At 68.9% G+C, this 17612-nt stretch carries 14 protein-coding genes and 1 tRNA gene; 9 read left to right on the top strand and 6 right to left on the bottom strand.

The genetic code is table 11. The features are described from left to right. Nucleotides 1-77: 77 nt before the first annotated feature. From ATO4_RS22990 to ATO4_RS23005, 4 genes are all read left to right on the top strand, one after another. Entirely contained in the window at nt 78-827 is a 750-nt protein-coding gene (locus tag ATO4_RS22990; protein ID WP_083594110.1) for a 16S rRNA (uracil(1498)-N(3))-methyltransferase, read from the top strand. A 144-nt stretch (nt 828-971) separates the two neighbouring features. Next, a complete protein-coding gene (locus ATO4_RS22995; protein ID WP_083594111.1) occupies nt 972-2345 on the top strand; it encodes a glutamate--cysteine ligase in 1374 nt (457 codons plus the stop codon). Nucleotides 2346-2676: 331 nt separating this feature from the next. Further along, the gene (locus ATO4_RS23000; protein ID WP_083594112.1) at nt 2677-3654 is read left to right on the top strand and encodes a hypothetical protein; all 978 of its coding nucleotides are present in this window, start codon (nt 2677-2679) and stop codon (nt 3652-3654) included. 300 nt (nt 3655-3954) lie between these two features. Beyond that, a complete protein-coding gene (locus ATO4_RS23005; RefSeq protein WP_083594113.1) occupies nt 3955-5286 on the top strand; it encodes a hemolysin family protein in 1332 nt (443 codons plus the stop codon). 193 nt (nt 5287-5479) lie between these two features. On the opposite strand, the gene ATO4_RS23010 is transcribed toward ATO4_RS23005, so the two are convergent. After that, on the bottom strand, nt 5480-5758 hold the full coding sequence (locus ATO4_RS23010; protein ID WP_083594114.1) for a DUF1127 domain-containing protein: 279 nt from the start codon (nt 5756-5758) through the stop codon (nt 5480-5482). A 183-nt stretch (nt 5759-5941) separates the two neighbouring features. On the opposite strand from ATO4_RS23010, the gene ATO4_RS23015 reads away from it, so the two are divergent. Together ATO4_RS23015 and xseA are read left to right on the top strand one after the other, a co-directional pair. Then, nucleotides 5942-6895, top strand: a complete 954-nt coding sequence (locus tag ATO4_RS23015) for a LysR family transcriptional regulator (RefSeq protein ID WP_083594138.1) — start codon at nt 5942-5944, stop codon at nt 6893-6895. An 86-nt stretch (nt 6896-6981) separates the two neighbouring features. Next, nucleotides 6982-8601: an exodeoxyribonuclease VII large subunit gene (gene xseA / locus ATO4_RS23020; RefSeq protein WP_083594115.1), complete on the top strand. Its 1620-nt coding sequence runs from the start codon at nt 6982-6984 to the stop codon at nt 8599-8601. Between the two features lie 78 nt (nt 8602-8679). On the opposite strand, the gene ligD is transcribed toward xseA, so the two are convergent. The 5 genes from ligD to ATO4_RS23045 all read right to left on the bottom strand — a co-directional run bounded on the left by ligD (nt 8680) and on the right by ATO4_RS23045 (nt 13939). Further along, a complete protein-coding gene (gene ligD / locus ATO4_RS23025) occupies nt 8680-11505 on the bottom strand; it encodes a DNA ligase D (protein ID WP_083594116.1) in 2826 nt (941 codons plus the stop codon). A 3-nt stretch (nt 11506-11508) separates the two neighbouring features. After that, nucleotides 11509-12555, bottom strand: a complete 1047-nt coding sequence (locus tag ATO4_RS23030) for a Ku protein (protein WP_083594117.1) — start codon at nt 12553-12555, stop codon at nt 11509-11511. 89 nt (nt 12556-12644) lie between these two features. Beyond that, nucleotides 12645-13223 (bottom strand): hypothetical protein, encoded by a 579-nt coding sequence (locus ATO4_RS23035; protein WP_139802643.1) that lies wholly within the window; start codon nt 13221-13223, stop codon nt 12645-12647. A gap of 47 nt (nt 13224-13270) precedes the next feature. Further along, entirely contained in the window at nt 13271-13609 is a 339-nt protein-coding gene (locus ATO4_RS23040; protein WP_083594119.1) for a DUF167 family protein, read from the bottom strand. Between the two features lie 27 nt (nt 13610-13636). Then, entirely contained in the window at nt 13637-13939 is a 303-nt protein-coding gene (locus ATO4_RS23045) for a YggT family protein (RefSeq protein ID WP_083594120.1), read from the bottom strand. A 220-nt stretch (nt 13940-14159) separates the two neighbouring features. On the opposite strand from ATO4_RS23045, the gene ATO4_RS23050 reads away from it, so the two are divergent. The 3 genes from ATO4_RS23050 (at nt 14160) to ATO4_RS23060 (ending at nt 17589) form a co-directional block, all read left to right on the top strand. Continuing rightward, nucleotides 14160-14235, top strand: a tRNA-Ala gene (locus tag ATO4_RS23050). A 280-nt stretch (nt 14236-14515) separates the two neighbouring features. Further along, entirely contained in the window at nt 14516-15433 is a 918-nt protein-coding gene (locus ATO4_RS23055; RefSeq protein WP_083594121.1) for a dihydrodipicolinate synthase family protein, read from the top strand. 110 nt (nt 15434-15543) lie between these two features. After that, entirely contained in the window at nt 15544-17589 is a 2046-nt protein-coding gene (locus tag ATO4_RS23060; protein WP_083594122.1) for a tetratricopeptide repeat protein, read from the top strand. Nucleotides 17590-17612: the final 23 nt, after the last annotated feature.

Here is a 17612-nt window from a genome sequence, read left to right on the forward strand (position 1 = left end):
TTCGGATGAAATGATTGATTTGTGCCGACAACGGTGCGCCGCAGCTTCGGTTGCGCTGCGGGATGGAGCGAGACGCAATGCCCGACCACGATTTCAGGAGCCCGCGCCTCTTCGTCGAGGCCGACCTTTGCGCCGGCGCCGGGATCGGCCTCGACCCGGCCAAGGCGAACTACCTCCTCAACGTCATGCGCCTCGATGCCGGCGCCGTCGTCCTCGCCTTCAACGGCCGGGACGGCGAATGGCGCTGCCGGATCGAGAGGACGGCCAAGAAGAAGGCCGATCTCGTGCCCGAGCAACGGTTGCGCGAGCAGACGCCGGCGCCGGCGCTCGCCTATCTCTTCGCGCCGCTGAAGCACGCCCGGCTCGACTACATGGTGCAGAAGGCCGTCGAGATGGGCGCCGGCATCCTGCAGCCGGTGATGACCCAGCACGTCCAGGCGAGCCGGGTGAATGTCGAGCGGATGCGGGCGAACGCCATCGAGGCGGCCGAACAGTGCGGCATCCTGACCATCCCCGACTGCCGCGAGCCGCTGAAGCTCGACGCGGCGCTGGAGGCGTACCTGCCGCACGGCCCGATGATCTTCTGCGACGAGCGGGAGGATGCCGAAAGCCCGGTCGCGACGCTGGCAAGGCTGCCGAAGGGCCCGTTGTCGCTGCTGATCGGGCCGGAGGGCGGATTTTCCACCGAAGAGCGGGCGCGGCTTCATGCCGAGACGAGCGTCACGGCGATCTCGCTCGGACCGCGCATCCTCAGGGCCGACACCGCCGCCGTCGCGGCGCTGGCGGTGGTTCAGGCGACGATCGGGGACTGGGAATCGGCGGGCTGAACGCTGCGCACCGGCTCGCTGGCCGCACCGTCAACCGATGCAATCTTGCGCCGGATGAAAATTCGGGGCACGACGCGGTCCTGTGGAATGGCCGGTTCCGCGCGCCGGAGCGCCGGCGCTTGCGCAATGAATGGAACGAGAACAATGGCGCGCGACACGACCGATCTGACACCCGTCGCCTCGATCGAGGACCTGGTCGGACATCTGAAGGACGGCGAAAAGCCGGTCGCGGACTTCCGCATCGGCACCGAACACGAGAAGTTCGGCTATTACGTCGAGGATCTCTCGCCGGTCCCCTACGAGGGCGAGCAGGGCATCCGCGCCATTCTGGAAGGCATGCAGTCGCTGTCCGGCTGGGAACCGATCGTCGACGACGGCCGGATCATCGGCCTCTACGGCGCCGAGGGCCAGGGGGCGATCTCGCTGGAGCCCGGCGGCCAGTTCGAACTGTCCGGCGCGCCGCTGGAGACGATCCACCAGACCTGCCGGGAATCCAACGCCCATCTCGCCGAGGTGCGCGCCGTCGCCAAGGAACTCGGCATCGGCTTCCTCGGCATCGGCTCCTCGCCGAGCTGGACGCTCGCCGAGACGCCGATCATGCCGAAGTCGCGCTACGACATCATGCGCCGCTACATGCCGAAGGTCGGCACGCGCGGCCTCGACATGATGCTGCGGACGGCGACGATCCAGGTCAATCTCGACTTTTCGGGCGAGGCCGACATGCGCCGCAAGATGCGCGTCGGCATGAAGCTGCAGCCGGTCGCCTCGGCGCTGTTCGCCCATTCGCCCTTCACCGAAGGCAAGCCCAACGGCCTCGTCTCCTGGCGGTCGGAGGTCTGGCACGACGTCGACAACCAGCGCTCGGGGCTCTTGCCCTTCGTCTTCGAGGACGATTTCACCTACCGGCACTATGCCGAGTGGGCCCTCGACATCCCGATGTATTTCGTCACCCGGAACGGGCGCTACCACGACGCCACCCACGTCACCTTCCGCCAGTTCATGGACGGCGCGCTGAAGGGCGAGATCGACGATCCCGAGCCGCAGATGGGCGACTGGACCAACCATCTCTCGACGCTGTTTCCGGACGTCCGGCTGAAGCGCTTCCTGGAGATGCGCGGTGCCGACGGCGGCCCGTGGCGGCGGATCTGCGCCCTGCCGGCCTACTGGGTCGGGCTGCTCTACGACGAGGCGACGCTCGCAGCCGTCGACGACATGACCGCCGACTGGAGCTTCGAGGAGGTCCAGGCGATGCGCAACGACGTGCCGCGCGAGGGCTTCAGGACGAAGTTCCGGGACGGCTCGGTGCTCGAACTCGCACGCGAGACGGTGAAGCTCGCCCGCCAGGGTCTCAGGGCGCGCGGCCGGATGAACGACGAGGGCAACGACGAGAGCTTCTTCCTCGCCCCGCTCGAAGAGGTCGTCGCCCGCGGCACCACCTCGGCCGAGGAGCTGGTGCGGCTCTACGAGGAACAGTGGGACCGCTCGATGCCGCGGGTGTTCAAGCATCTGAGCTACTGACGGCGCCCGGCCCGAGCGAGATCCGGTCCCGCGGCGAGAGGCCGCGCGGCTCTTTGCCGGCCGCCTTGAAGGACCGACCACCGGTTCTTCTTGTCGAATGGCACGCGCCTGACGCCTCGCATCGGCCGGCGCCGCCGGGGTCGCCCACCCCATGTGAAGCGTGCCGCCCCGCCCTGGCGATCGCCCCGAACAGCGCTGGATCGGGCCAAACCGAAAAATCGGCAGTTTCCCCGCGCCCGCAGCTTGGCGTCGGGACACTTCGTCCCATCTATCCATACTTGGCATTCGCGACGTTCGACGGGGACTGGGCACCCAGCCGACAGGGCCGATCATGACGGATTTCTTCGACTGGCTGACGGCAAGCGACAGCGGCATCGGTGCCGACCGCCTCGCCGACGCGTTCAAGCTCAGCCATCAGGAGCTGCGCAAGACGACGACGGCGCTGGCGCCGGCCTTCGCCCTCGCCCTGCAGCGGGCGATGATCGTGCCCGGTGCGTGGGGCGAGATCTCGCGGCTCTACAAGCCTTTCATCGGGGACGGCTCGTCCGATCTGGCGCAAGGGGCGACGACCAGCCCGGCGGCCAAGGATCTCGCGACGGCGCTGTTCGGCTCGCAGGACCTGGTGTCCTCGGTGGCGCGGCAGGTCTCGGTGGCGAGCGGCGTCGCGCCGGACACGGTCGAGATCATGATCCGCAACATTTCGGTGATGACCATCGGCACCATGCTGCGGATGATGATGGCCAACCTCACCCGCAACCAGCCGCGGGAACTCGCCGAGGGCAACTATCCCGGCGCCATGGCCGAGATGCTGCGCCGCAGCGCCAATGCCGTCGAGGCGATGGGGCGGCCGTCCAACGCGCCGCAGCGCCGGCCTCCGCCGCAGATGCCGGGATCGGACTATCTCAACAAGCTGTTCAGCGACGCCTTGACCGGCACGATTCCGTGGCTTCCCCCGGAAACCGCCAAACCCGCCGACAGCGCCCGTCCGGCGGATCCGGCCGGCGCCGGCGCGTTCTTCGGGCTCTACCCGGCGCTGATGGAGCAGTTCGCCCGCAGCTTCCAGGTCGACATGCCCGGGGCTGGCGGGACGGCCCCGGCGAAGGCGGCCCATACCCCCCCGGATGCCGCTCCTGCCGGTACCGCTTCTGCCGGGAAGTCCGGCGACGGCGCGGCGAATCCGGCGGCATCGAAGGGCGCTGCCGACGATCTCGCCGAGGCGGCGCTCGCCTTCCAGAAGGATTATGCCCGGCGGATGATGGAAATCTTCGCGCCCGGCCCGGCCGGCAAGGTCGCCGACAAGGACGGCTGAGGCTTCCGGCGACATCGGCCCCGGCGGCCTCCGGGACCCGGTTGCGGCGTCCGTCCGCGGCGCTCGCCTGCTGGCTGGTGCCGTCCTCGCTTCGTCCTGCCCGGCCGATGCCGCGCCGGACAACCGGGCGCGGCCGAGGAGCGGTCACGGGAATTGGATGGAACCTCCCATGGCCTGGCAACTTGCGATGAGGGCAGCCCCTGTCGCCCTGTCCGCTCCGCGCCTATATCCGCTTCCTTTCCTCCGTCGCCCCGATTTCGGCATCTGCCGCCGGCCGACATGCCAGATCCGGAACCCGTCTTGCTCTTCGTCAATGCCGCCATCGTCTTCGCCCTCATCCTGCTCAACGGCTTCTTCGCCATGTCGGAACTGGCCGTGGTCTCGGCCAAGAAGAGCCGGCTCGAGCAGATGGCCAAGCAGCGCCGGCACGGCGCGCGGGCAGCGCTGAAACTCGCCGAGAACCCGACGACGTTCCTGTCCTCGGTCCAGATCGGCATCACGCTGGTGGGAATCTTCGCCGGCGCCTTCGGCGGCTCGGTCTTTGCCGGCCCGCTGGCGGAGGTGATCCAGGACTGGCCGGTGCTGGGGCCGGTCGCCGACGATGCCGCCTTCGTCATCGTCGTCATCGTCATCACCTATTTCTCGCTGGTCGTCGGCGAACTCGCCCCCAAGCGCTTCGCCCTGTCGCGCCCGGAAGGCGTCGCCTGCTTCGTCGCGCCGACGATGCGGCTGGTGGCCATGGTCGGCCGGCCGGTGGTCTACGTCCTCGAACAGTCCACCCGCGCCCTGACGGCGATCTTCGGGCTGAAGGAAGACGAGAACGACACGGTCACCGAGGACGACGTGCGCGCGATGATCGCGGAAGGCACGGAGCGGGGCGTCTTCAAGGTGAAGGAGCGCGAGATGCTGGAGGCGGTGATCAGCGTCGCCGATCGCAACGTCCGCTCCATCATGGTGCCGCGCCCCGACGTCGACTGGCTCGACGTGACCGATGCCGCGACCGTCTCGATCGAGGAAATGGTCAAGACCGGCCATTCCCGCTATCCCGTCATCGACACGGACGAGGACGCCGTGGTCGGCATCATCCAGACCAAGGACATCCTCGAGCGCCAGCACAAGAACGGCAAGCTCGTCCTTGCCGACCTCATGCGCGAGCCGCTCTACGTCAACGAGGGAATGCCGATCCTGAAGCTTCTGGAGCGGTTCCGCTCCCATGGCGTCCACATGGCGATCATCCTCGACGAATACGGCTCCTTCGAGGGCATCGCGACGCCCCAGGACATCCTCGCGGCGATCGCCGGTTCGCTGCCCGAGGGGGAGGTGGAATCGCCCGAGGCCTTCCGTAGGCAGGACGGCTCCTGGCTGGTGGACGGTGCGATGGCGGTCGACCGGCTGGCTCGCACGATCGACGAACTCGAATTCCCCGCCGAACGCGAGTACCAGACGGTGGCGGGTCTGGTGCTGGAACTCTTCGGTCATATCCCGTCCGTCGGCGAGCGCGTCCAGTGGGACGGCTTCGAGATCGAGGTCGTCGATCTCGATGGACGGCGCATCGACAAGCTGATGTTCCGCAAGCTGGTCGAGGGCGAAGTGGTCGGCGAGACCGACGATCCGGACGATACGCGGCTCTGATACCGGCGGCACCGGTCTTCGGGCGGCGCCAAGGCGAATCCATTCGAGCACCGTGCGGGCCAGATCCCGGCGGCCCGGGGAGCGATCTCCCGGCCGCAGCTATCAGACGGGGTTCCGGCCGGCCGCGGGGGACGGACCGGCCGGGTTCTCCTGCGCCATGGATGGGCGCAGCTCTCCTCCGGCTGTGGCGGGATCAGCCGTCGAGAGTGCCCCGGCGCCGGTGCGCGGCGATCAGGGCGAGCTTGTAGCTCGGATCCTCGCGCCAGCTGGCGCCGAGGGCGACGGAAATGTCGTCGCGGCGGATGCCGATGTCGTTCAGGACATAGTCCGGCATGTCGGCGAGCTGGTGCACCCGGCGCCGGTTGAGCGCGGTTTTGACGATCGCGCGAGCGGCCGTGGCAAGGACGCGGACGCCGGCGGTGATGCGGCCGGTGGCGGAAATCGTGGGGGTCTGCCTCGCTGTGATCGTCATGGCCTGTCTCCTTTCGCAGCCATCGAAGTCGGAAAAAAGCGGGAGCGCTTCTTCCCACCGCTGGAGCGATGGGCAGCAGCGACTCCCGAATTGTTCCTGACTTGATCACCCTACGTCTGTGTTATTGATCACGCCAACGAATGTTCGTAATGTGTGACATCAGTTTCGTTCATGGATGTCGTCATGGCCAGTCCGCTCGATCTCGATCAGCTCCGCACCTTCGTCGCCATCGTCGATACCGGCAGCTTCACCAAGGCGGCCGAGGACGTGTTCAAGACCCAGTCGGCGGTCTCGATGCAGATCCGCCGGCTGGAGGAGCGGCTCGGCACCTCGCTGTTCGAGCGCAGCGGCCGGTCGATCCAGGTGACCGACGCCGGCTCGCGGCTGCTCGTCTATGCGCGGCGGATGCTCAGCCTCAGCCGCGAGACGCTCTCGGCCTTCGACCAGGAGGCGATCCAGGGCCATGTGCGGATCGGGCTGCCGGACGACTATGCCGAGCGCTTCCTGCCGGAGATCCTCGCCCGCTTCACCCGCTCCAACCCGCTGGTCGAGCTGCAGATCGCCTGCGAGCCCTCCTCCAACCTCGCCGACCATGTCGACAAGGGCCGCCTCGACGTCGCCCTCGTCGCCGACTGCACGGTGGGCCTCGCCGTGCCGGAGATCGTCCGGCGCGAGCCGCTGCATTTCATGACCTCGGCGGCCCACGACGTGCATGAGGAGACCGTGCTGCCGCTGGCGCTGGGGCGGCCGAACTGCTGCTGGCGGGCGGAGGGGCTGAAGGCGCTGGAGGCGGCGGGGCGCCGCCACAAGGTGCTGTTCTCGTCCTGGTCGGCGCAGATCGTCGCCTCGGCGGTGCTCGCCGGTCTTGCCGTCGGCGTCCTGCCGGAATGCGCTCTCAGGCCCGGCATGCGGGTGCTCGGTGAGCAGGACGGGTTCCCGCGCCTGAGGGACAACGAGATCGGCGTCATCCGGGCGCGGACGGCGGACGGACCGGTGGTCTCCGCGCTGATCGAGCACATCCGCGACAGCCTCGCCAACCTGCCGGCCAGCGAGAAGGCGGCCAAGCCCTCGCACCTGCCCGACACCCGGCTGGTGCGGGCGCAGCGCACGCGGCTCGGCGCCATGGCGGCGGAGTAGGCGGGCGGAGCGGAACACGCGGGACCGCGCTTGAAGGCGCGGCGCAAGCCTTGCCGTAAGAGGGCTCCGCCACCACACTACCCGCCATGAGCCTCCTGTCCGAATCGACCCCTGCGAGCAATGTCGCCGAATATACGGTGTCGGAGATCTCCGGCGCGCTGAAGCGCACCGTCGAGGACACCTTCGGCCATGTCCGCATCCGCGGCGAGGTGTCGGGCTATCGCGGCCCGCATTCGTCCGGCCACGCCTATTTCACGCTGAAGGACGACAAGGCGCGGATCGACGCGGTGGTCTGGCGCACCAGCTTCGCCAAGCTCGCCTTCAAGCCCGAGGAAGGGCTGGAGGTGATCGCCACCGGCCGGCTCACCACCTATCCGAACTCGTCGAAATACCAGGTGGTGATCGAGACGATCGAGCCGGCTGGCGCCGGCGCCCTGATGGCCCTCCTCAACGAGCGGCGGCTGAAACTCGAGGTCGAGGGGCTGTTTTCCGCCGAGCGCAAACGCCCCCTGCCCTTCCTGCCGCGCGTCATCGGCGTCGTCACCTCGCCGACCGGCGCCGTCATCCGCGACATCGTCCACCGGATCTCCGACCGGTTTCCCGTCCATGTCGTGGTCTGGCCGGTGCGCGTGCAGGGCGAGACCAGCGGCGCGGAGGTCGCCGCCGGCATTGCCGGCTTCAACGCCATCGAGGCGGGCGGCAAGCTGCCGCGGCCGGACCTGATCATCGTCGCGCGGGGCGGCGGCAGCCTCGAAGATCTCTGGGGCTTCAACGACGAGGCGGTGGTCCGGGCGGCGGCGGCCTCGGCGATCCCGCTGATCTCGGCGGTCGGCCACGAGACCGACTGGACGCTGATCGACCACGCGGCCGACATGCGCGCGCCGACGCCGACCGGGGCCGCCGAGATGGCGGTGCCGGTGCGCGCCGAGCTGGTCGCCGCGCTGGCCAGCCACCATGCGCGGCTGTCCGGCGCGGTGTCGCGCCGGCTCGACCAGGAGAAGAAGGGCCTCGCCGCGCTCGCCCGGGCGATGCCGGGCATCGACGCGCTGCTGCAGCTGCCCCGCCGCCGGCTCGACGAGGCGACGACGGGGCTCGGCGCCAACCTGCGCCACGCCGTCGGCGAGAAGCGGCGGCTGTTCACCTCGGCCTCGGCCCGGCTGGTGCCCTCCACCCTCGAGGCCGGCCTGCGCGACAAGCGCGCGACGCTGCGCCATTTCGGCCTGCACGCCGAGCACGGGATGCGGCTGCGGCTCGACGCGGCGCGGCGACGGCTCGACCGGGTGGCCGCCGATCTGAAGCCCCACACGCTGCGGGCCCGCAGCGAGGCGGCCCGGCTGTCGCTGGTCCAGCTGTCGGAGCGGCTGGAGCGGACGGAGGCGCTGCAGCGCCAGGCCCGCCGCCAGCGGGTCGACACCGTCTGGCGGCTGGCGGCGAGCCTGTCGCCGCTCAACGTCCTCGAACGCGGCTACGTCATCGTCCGCGACGAGTCCGGCGGTGCCCTGACGCGGGCGGCGGATCTGTCGGCGGGCATGCCGGTGACGCTGGAATTTGCGCGGCGCGAGGTCAGGACGGCGGTGGTCACCGGCGACGACGCACCGCCGGCACCCGCGCCGCGATCGCGCCAGCCAAAGTCCGAGCCGGCCGTCGCCAAGCCGCCCAAGCGCCGCTCGAAAGCCGCGCCGGAGGGTCAGGGCTCGTTGTTCTGATGACGAGGCGGCACCGAGCCCGCCACCGTTGCAAGGCCGCATGTCGCCTGCGGGCCGAGCCCGCCGCAAAGCCGCGCGCTACCCCTCGACGCCGAGCTTGCCCAGCATCGCCCTGGTGATCGACTGGCGCAGGGTCGGGCGCTGGAAGGCTTCGCCGGCCTCGATCCGCGCCAGGACGCGCTCCATGGTGAAGGCGTTCGCAGCTTCCAGGTCCTTGAGTTCGTCCCAGGCCAGCGGCACCGCGACCCGCGCGCCGGGGCGGGCGCGGACGGAGTAGTCGGCGACCGAGGTCGCAGCGTGGTCGTTGCGGAAATAGTCGATGAAGATCCGGCCCTTGCGCTTCGCCTTCGACATCGTCGCGACATAGGCTTTCGGTGCGTCGCGGACCATCTTCTCGGCAAACGCCGCGCAGAATGCCTTGATCTGCGGGAACTCCCGCCGGCGGGCGATCGGGACCACCACATGCAGCCCCTTGCCGCCGGTGCATTTGACGAAGCTGTCGAGGCCGAGGCCGTCCAGCCGGTTGCCGAGATCCTCGGCCGCGAGCTTCACCGCCTCAAAGGGGATGCCCTCGTCGGGATCGAGATCGAAGACCAGACGGTCCGGCACGTCGACCCGGTCCACCGCCGAGGCCCAGGGATGCAGCTCGATGCCGCCCATCTGGGTGAGTTCGAGAAGCCCCCTGGCGTCGTCGACGTGGAAATACTCCGTCGTCTTGCCGCCATGGGTGACCTCGACCGGCTTGATGTCGGCGCCCCAGCCCTTGCCGACCGAGCGCTGGAAGAAGCACTCCTCGCCGATCCCGCCGGGACAGCGCAGCAGCGACACCGGATGGCCGCCGATGTCGGCGAGGATCAGCTCTGCCACCTTGCCGTAATATTCGGCGAGGTCGCCCTTGGTGGGACCATCGGCATCGTCGAAGATCGGCCGGTCCGGATGGGTGATCGCAACGCCGGCGACGCGGATCGGCTGGCCCGGACGCTTGCTGCGGGCGGCCTTGGCCTTCGCCGGCGGCTTCGCACCGGCCTCGTCTGCTTCCGCCTTCTCGGGAGTTGCCTGCTTCTTCTCGGCCTTAGAGGACTTGGCCGCAGCGGCTTTCTTCCTCACACCGCCACGGCCGGGTTGCTTCGCCGTCTCGCCCTCGGCCTCGCGTTCCGCCGTCGCCTCGTCCTCGGGCGCCTCGCGCACCACCTCCTCCGCCGGCTTGTCCTCGCGCAGGCCCTTGAAGGACGGGTGGCGGATCTTGCCCTCGCCGGTCCATTCGGTGAAGGCGATCTCGCAGAGGAGTGTCGGCGTCACCCAGGTGGCGCCGCGCTTCTCGGCGGCGGAAAGCCCCTCCACCGGCGGCGTCTTGCGGGTCATCTCGTCGAGCCGGTCGCGCAGCATCTGCGCCGACACGTCGGTAAAGCCCGTGCCGACCTTGCCGGCATGAACGAGGCCGTCCTTGCCGGAATAGCCGAGATGCAGGGCGCCGATCGCCCGGGCGCCGCCGGCCGCCTTGGTGAAGCCGACGATGACGAATTCCTGGCGCTTGACGCATTTGGACTTCAGCCAGCCCTTGGTCCGGCCGGCTCTGTAGGGCGCGTCGGCCTTTTTCGAGATGACGCCCTCGAGCCCCATGGAGCAGGAGCGGGCGATCATCTGGTCGCCCCTGCCCTCGATGTGATCGGAATAGCGCAGGGTCTTCTTTTCCCGCGCCGGCAGGGTTGAAAGCGCCGCCTTCAGCCGCTGCTTGCGCTCGGTCAGCGGCGCCGTCGCCAGATCCTCGCCGTCGAGATGCAGGCAGTCGAACAGGAAGGCGACGATGCCGCGGTTGCGGTCCTCGGGGCCTGCCTCCCCGGACAGGGCATTCTGCAGCTTCTGGAAGTCGCTGCGGCCGTCGTCGTCGAGCACCACCGCCTCCATGTCGACGACCGCCGCCTCGACGTCCAGCTTCGCGAGCGCCCTGGCGATCCGCTCGAAGCGGTCCGTCCAGTCGTGGCCGTTGCGGGTGACGAGGCGGACGGTGCCGCCCGAAACGAGGCCGATGAGGCGGTAGCCGTCGAACTTGATCTCGTGCAGCCAGTGGTCACCCGTGGGCGGCGCGTCGACGAGGGTGGCGCGTTGCGGCTTGCCATGGTCTCTGGCCAGCGCGTCGAGGGAGGCGGCCTTGCCGGAGGATTTTTTCGCCGATTTCGCGGAAGACTTGGCGGACGCGGCCTTGTCTGCCTTCGCGACCACCGGGGCCGGTTCGCCGTCGTCGGCAACGCCCTTGCGGCGTCCCGATGCCGCCCCGCGGCCGCCCTTGCCGCGGGTCGCCTTCGACGACCACTGGTCGCCGCCCTCGCCGCCCTCCTCCTGCGCGATCACCTCCATTGCGCGGCCGGAGACGACGCTGGTCATCTCGCCCGCCAGAAACTCCTCGCCGTCCTCGTCGGGCCGGGCGAACGCGTCCTTCTCCTTGATCAGGAGCCAGTTCTCGCGCTTCTCGCCCTTGCGCGGCTTCATGCGCACCAGCACCCAGCGGCCGGTGAGCCGCTGGCCGCTCACCTCGAACTTGAGTTCGCCGCGTTCGAGCCCCTCGGCGACATCGCCGAGCGGTTTCCAGCTGCCGGTGTCCCAGAGCATGACCGTGCCGCCGCCATACTGCCCCTTCGGAATGGTGCCCTCGAAGGAGCCGTAGTCGAGGGGATGGTCCTCGGTGCGCACCGCGAGACGCTTGTCGGACGGGTTGTAACTCGGGCCGCGGGTCACCGCCCAGGACAGGAGCACGCCGTCGTGCTCGAGCCGGAAGTCGTAATGCAGCCGTGTCGCGGCGTGTTTCTGGATGAGGTAGGCGTTGCCGGTCTTGCGGCCGGCCTTGCCGCTCGGCTCCTTCGTCCGGGCGAAGTCGCGCTTCCGGTTGTAGGTGTCGAGCGAGGCCATGGCTTACGCTGCCCGGGAGCTCTTCGAGCGTCCACCCGATTTCCTGGCTGCCGTCTTCGAGGACGATTTCGCGTCGTCTGACGACGACGAGCCCTTGGCGGTCGAGGACTTGGAAGCCGAGGATTTGGAAGCCGAGGTTTTCGAGGCGGATTTCGCCGAGCCGGACGACTTCGCCGGAGCCTTCGATTTCGCCGCCTTGCTTGCGGCCGGAGCCTTCGACGCCGACTTCGCGCCGGACGCGCCCTTGCCGCCGGAGGTTCCGCCCGACTGTTCGAGGCTGCGGCGCAGCGCATCCATGATGTCGATGACGTTGCCGCCGTCTTCCTCCGGTGCCGCCTCGGCTTCCGGTTCCTTGCCGGCGATCTTGGCCTTGATGATCTCCATCAGGCCCTGCTGGTAGGTGTCGCGGAAGGACTGCGGGTCGAAGGGCTTCGACTTCTTCTCGATGAGAAGCTGGGCGAGTTCGAGCTGCTCGTCGTCGATCTCGGCGTCGTCCTTCACCTCGTCGAAGAACTTCTTGGCGTCGCGCACTTCCTGGGCGTAGCGCAGCGTCTCCAGCATCAGCCCGTCGCCGCAGGGCTTGATCGCCGCGATCCGCTCCTTGTTGGCGATGACGATGCGGCCGAGCGCGACCTTCTTGGCCCTTCGCAGCGCCTCGCGGATCGTCACATAGGCGTCCAGCACCCCGTCCTCGTCGGGCGCGACATAATAGGGCCGATCGTAATAGATCGGATCGATGTCGGCAGCGTCGGTGAACTGGGTGAGTTCGATGACATGGTTGCTCTGCGCCTTGAGCGCCTCGATCTCCTCGTCCTCGATGGGGACGAACTGGCCCTTCTCGTATTCGTAGCCCTTGATGATGTCGTCCTTCTCGACCGGCTCCTCGTCCGACCCGGACACCTTCTGATAGCGGATCCGCTTGCCGGTGTTCTTGTCGTATTGGTGGAGCTGGATCGTCTTGGCCGGGCTGGTCGCGGCGAACAGCCGAACCGGGAAGGAGACGAGGGAAAGCCGGATGTGACCGGTCCAATAGGCGCGCGGAGTACTCATGACTCGCCAAACGGGAATCCCGATGAGTGGTTCAGGCGCGGCGAAAAGAATCTGATTCTCGGTAAACGAGTGGCCGGGTAACGGGCCCTCTAATATCGGACCGCCGTTGCCGAGCCGCCGAGTTCGCTCACCGCGCCGCGATAGCGCGGCCGGTCGGTGCCGCAGGCAAAGCCGCCGGCCTCCTCGTCCGCCACCTTGCGGGCGAGGACATTGGCATCGGCATTGACGCTGGCGTCGACATAGCCGACCGGGCAGCTCTCCCGCCCGTTCCCGCCGATCGTATGGACGCCGAGGACGCTCACCGTCTGGCCCGAGCCATCGCCTGGATCGAGATGGAAGCGCAGGATCGCGGCGAAAGGTGTGCCGCCCGAAAGGCGCCATTCGACGGTCGTGCCCGGCGAGTTGAACGGGGCGAAGGTGCCGCCGGTCTCGTTCTGCGTGCCGAAGCCGACGACGGTGCGCAGGTCGCCTTCCGAGACGAAGACAGGAATGCCCCTGTAGCCGGCGCATTGCAGGTCGACGCCGCCGCCCTCCTCATATTCCTTGAGCACCTCGCAGCCGTCGAGGTCGAGTTTTGTATAGGCGCTGTCGAAGCCGGCGGCATGGGCCGGGGCAAAGGTCAGAACCAGCAAGGCCGGGAGCGCGAGGACGCAAAGCGCCCTCGCCATGCGAAGGAAAGCACGATTGCCCCGTGACGCCTGCCGGACATGCGCTGTCATTGCCGCTTCCCCTCCCGATCCGCCTCGATGGCTGCAAGGATCGGCACCAGACTATCATGCGAAACCGCGAGCCGCAGCGTCTTCTGCCGCATGGTGAGGCCGGAGACCACGGCGATCGCCGATTTCGGGATCTTCCAGCTTTTCGCGAGGAGGGCGACCAGCGCCTTGTTGGCCTTGCCGTCCTCGGGCACGGCCCGCAGCCGCACGCCTAGACGCGCCTCCCCGGCGGCATCGACGGTGACGCCCTCGACGGCGTCCCGGGAGGCGCGCGGCGTCACCCGGACGAAGACGAGGACGCCGTCGTCATCCGCCCGGAAGAACGGCTGCCCGCTCACGCGCCGGCCAGGGCCAAGATGCCGGGCTCAGATGCCGGCGCGCATGATCGCGGGATCGATATAGGCGAGGATGAAATACTGCAGGAACATGATGGCAAAGAGCACCACCAGCGGCGACAGGTCGATGCCGCCGAGATCGGGCATGAAGCGCCGGATGCGGCGATAGACCGGCTCGGTCATCTGCCAGAGGAAGCGCCCGATGGCATCGACGAAGGGGTTGCCCGGATTGACGATGTTGAAGGCATAGAGCCAGGACAGGATGGCCGAGGCGATGACGATCCACCAATAGAAGTTCAGCGCCTGGTAGAGAACGAAGGTGACAGCCAGCATTGATCCCGTGCCTTGGTTTGAGCTCCGCCCGATGTAGACATGACGGTCGGGGGGCGCAAGCAGGCGCGGCACCGCAACATTAACGCGGCGGCAGGCGGAGCCCGCCTCGCGGCGCCCGCCGGGGAAGCACCGCCCGCCGCCAGAATTCCTCGCGCGGCCCGAAGCCGTGTGTTGACATGAGCCACGGCGAAGCTCTAAAAGCCGCTTCGCATCGGTGGATGGGGCTGTAGCTCAGTTGGGAGAGCGCGTCGTTCGCAATGACGAGGTCAGCGGTTCGATCCCGCTCAGCTCCACCAATGCTCTCTCTGAAAATGCTCTCTCTGAAAAATCGTCCATGTTCTGAACATGCCCAGTCCGTCGATGTCGGGCTGATCGTGGGGATCGCGTCCGCCGTTCCGCCTGTTCGGCGTCGGGCGGGCCAGCCGGAGCGCCTTCCCGTCGCGGCGCGTCTTGAGGTTGGGATGGCCGCGGATTAGAACGGCGGCCATCGCCGGCTGCGGGAGGACGCCCGGCCGCGGTGCCGGGGCTTTGCGCGCTCCGCGCGTCATCCCTCGTCACGAAGAGTTTCATCTGGCCATGAGCCCCATCTCCTACACCGGCGCCTGGCCGGTCGCGCCGACGCCCTTCACCGCCGACGGCAGCCTCGACCTGCCCGGCATGAAGCGGGTGCTCGACTGCATCGTCGACCAGGGCGCCGACGGCATCTGCATTCTCGCCAACTTCTCCGAGCAGTTCCTCTTGTCCGACGCCGAGCGCGAGACGCTGACGCGGCTCTGCCTCGAACATGCCGCCGGCCGGGTGCCGATGATCGTGACGATCTCCCACTATGCGACGCCGATCGCGGTGGAGCGCGCGCGCCTCGCCAAGGAGCTCGGCGCCGACGCCATCATGATGATGCCGCCCTATCACGGCGCGCTGATGAAGGGCACGGTGGAGCAGACCTTCGAGCAGGTGGCGCGGGTCGGCGAGGTCGGCATCCCGATCATGATCCAGGATGCGCCGCTGTCGGGGGTGGAGCTGCCGGTGTCGCTGCTGGTCAAGATGGCCCGCGAGATCGAGATGGTGAAGCTCTTCAAGATCGAATGCGCGGGCGCGGCGGGCAAGTTGCGCCGGTTGATCGCCGAGGGCGGCGCGGCGATCGAGGCGCCCTTCGACGGCGAGGAGGGCATCACCATGCTCGCCGATCTCGACGCCGGCGCGCGTGGCACGATGTGTTCGGCGATGGTGACGGAGCACATCCGGCAGGTGGTGGTCGATCACCTGGCCGGCGACCGGCCGGCGGCCTCCGCCGGCTACCAGCGGCTGCTGCCGGCGGTGAACCACGAGAACCGCCAGTGCGGCTTCCGGGCGGCGAAGGCCGCGATGGTCGAGGGCAAGGTGTTCGCCTCGGACTTCTGCCGCCATCCGATCCCGCCTCTGTCGCCGGAAACCCGCGCCGAGCTCATCGATCATCTGCGCCCGCTCGATCCGATCGCCATGCGGTGGGGCCACTGACGGCGGACCGAGGTCCGGCCCATCCGCGGGATGGGCCGGCGCTTCGCCAGTCGAGGACAAGTTCCGCCGGCTAAAGCTTCGCTTCCCGTTCCCGTGACGATCAGGAAGCGATGCGACTTCAGCTGGACCAGGCGGCCGCCAAGGCCCGCAAGCTCGAAAAGCGCGGCGAGTTCGACGCCGCGGCCGAGCTCTATTCGCAGATCCTCGGCCAGTTCCCGCAGAACCGGCGCATCGCGGCGGCTCTCGAATCGCTGATCGAGCGGACCGGCAACCCGCCGGTCGAGGCGCTCAAGGCCCTCGAGGCCGCCTATCACCGGCGCGAACATGCCGCCGTCGTGGCGGCCGGGCGCGACCTCGCCGCGCGCTTTCCCCGCTCGGTCACCCTGTGCAACATCGTCGGCGCGGCCGAGCTCGCGCTCAAGGACGCGGCCGCGGCGGAGAGGAGCTTCCGCCGGGCGCTGGCGATCCATCCGCAGAATGTCGACGCCCTGTCCAATCTCGGCGTCGCCCTGAAGGCGCAGAACCGCTTTTCCGAAGCGCTCCTGGCCTACGAGGCGGCCGCGACCTACTCGCCGGGCAATGCCAGCGTCCTGTTCAATCTCGCCAACCTCCTGCGCGAGGCGGGGCGCCTGACGGAGGCTCTCGCCGCGTTCGAGGATCTGGCCCGCGCCCGGCCGGGGGATGCCGAGCCGCGCTTCTCGGTCGCCTCGATCCTGCAGGAGACCGGCCGCGGGCCGGAGGCGGTCGAGCAGGGGCTGAAGGCGCTCGCCATCGATCCCGGCCACGGGCGGGCGCGGGCGCTGGTGATCCACCAGCTCGGCCATCTCTGCGACTTCGAGCGGCTGGCGGCGCATCTGCCCTTCATCCACCAGCTCGGCATCGACGGTGCGGCGATCGAGCCCTTCGCGCTGATCGGTCTCGACGATTGCCCGCAGCGCTTCAAGGCACGCTCGCAGAACTGGGCGAAGCGGTTTGCGACGCCGCCCGCTCTCGCGGCACCGGCCGCCCCCGCGAGAGCGGCGGGTCCGGCGGAGCCGATCCGGATCGGCTATTTCTCCGCCGACTTCCACAGCCACGCGACGATGTATCTGATGGCGCGGGTGTTCGAGCACCACGACCCCGAGCGCTTCGCGGTCACGATCTATTCCTATGGCGGCAAGGAGGACGCGGCGATCGGCGCCCGGCTGCAGGCGACCTGCGCCCGCTACCGCGACGTCCATGGCCTCGGCGACGCCGCGATCGTCGCGCTCGCGCGGCAGGACGGTCTCGACATCGCCGTCGACCTGAAGGGCTACACCAAGGCCGGCCGGCCCGGCATCTTCGCCGCGCGCCCGGCGCCCGTGCAGATCAATTATCTCGGCTTTCCCGGCACGATGGGAGCGCCGTTCATCGACTACATCGTCGCCGACGACGTCATCATCCCCGAGAGCCACCGGGCGTTCTATACGGAACAGGTGATCACCCTCCCCCACAGCTACCAGCCGACCGACGAGACCCGGCAGCTTGTCGAGGACGGGACGGGCCGCGGCGAGCACGGCCTGCCGGAACAGGGCTTCGTCTTCTGCGGCTTCAACGCCACCTACAAGATCCAGCCGCGCGACTTCGCCATCTGGATGCGGCTGCTTGCCGCCGTGCCGGAGAGCGTCCTGTGGCTGCTGCGCTCGAACGCATGGGCCGAGGGCAACCTGCGCAAGGCGGCACGCAACCACGGCGTCGATCCGGAACGGCTGGTCTTCGCGCCGCCGGTCGCCCACCTGCCCCATCTCGCCCGCCACCGCCATGCCGACCTCTTCCTCGACACCTTCGCCTGCAACGCCCACACTACCGCCAGCGATGCGCTCTGGGCCGGCCTGCCGCTGGTGACGCGGATCGGCGAGCAGTTCGCCGCACGGGTGGCGGCGAGCGTCCTTTCGGCGGCCGGGATGGCGGAGCTGATCACCCGCTCCGACGAAGCTTACGAGGCGCTGGCGCTGGCGCTCGCCACCGACCCCGTCCGGCTCGCCGGCGTCCGGCATCAGCTCCTCGCCAGCCGCGCGAGCGCGCCGCTGTTCGACAGCCGGCGCTACACCCGCCATCTCGAGGCCGCCTTCGCGGCGGCGCATCGCCGGCATGTGGCGGGCGAGGCGCCGGCGGCGATCCGCATCGAGGCGGCATGAGCATCGGGCGCCCCTCACCTACA

The organism is Aurantimonas sp. 22II-16-19i, assembly GCF_002088275.1.
Lineage (GTDB): Bacteria > Pseudomonadota > Alphaproteobacteria > Rhizobiales > Rhizobiaceae > Jiella.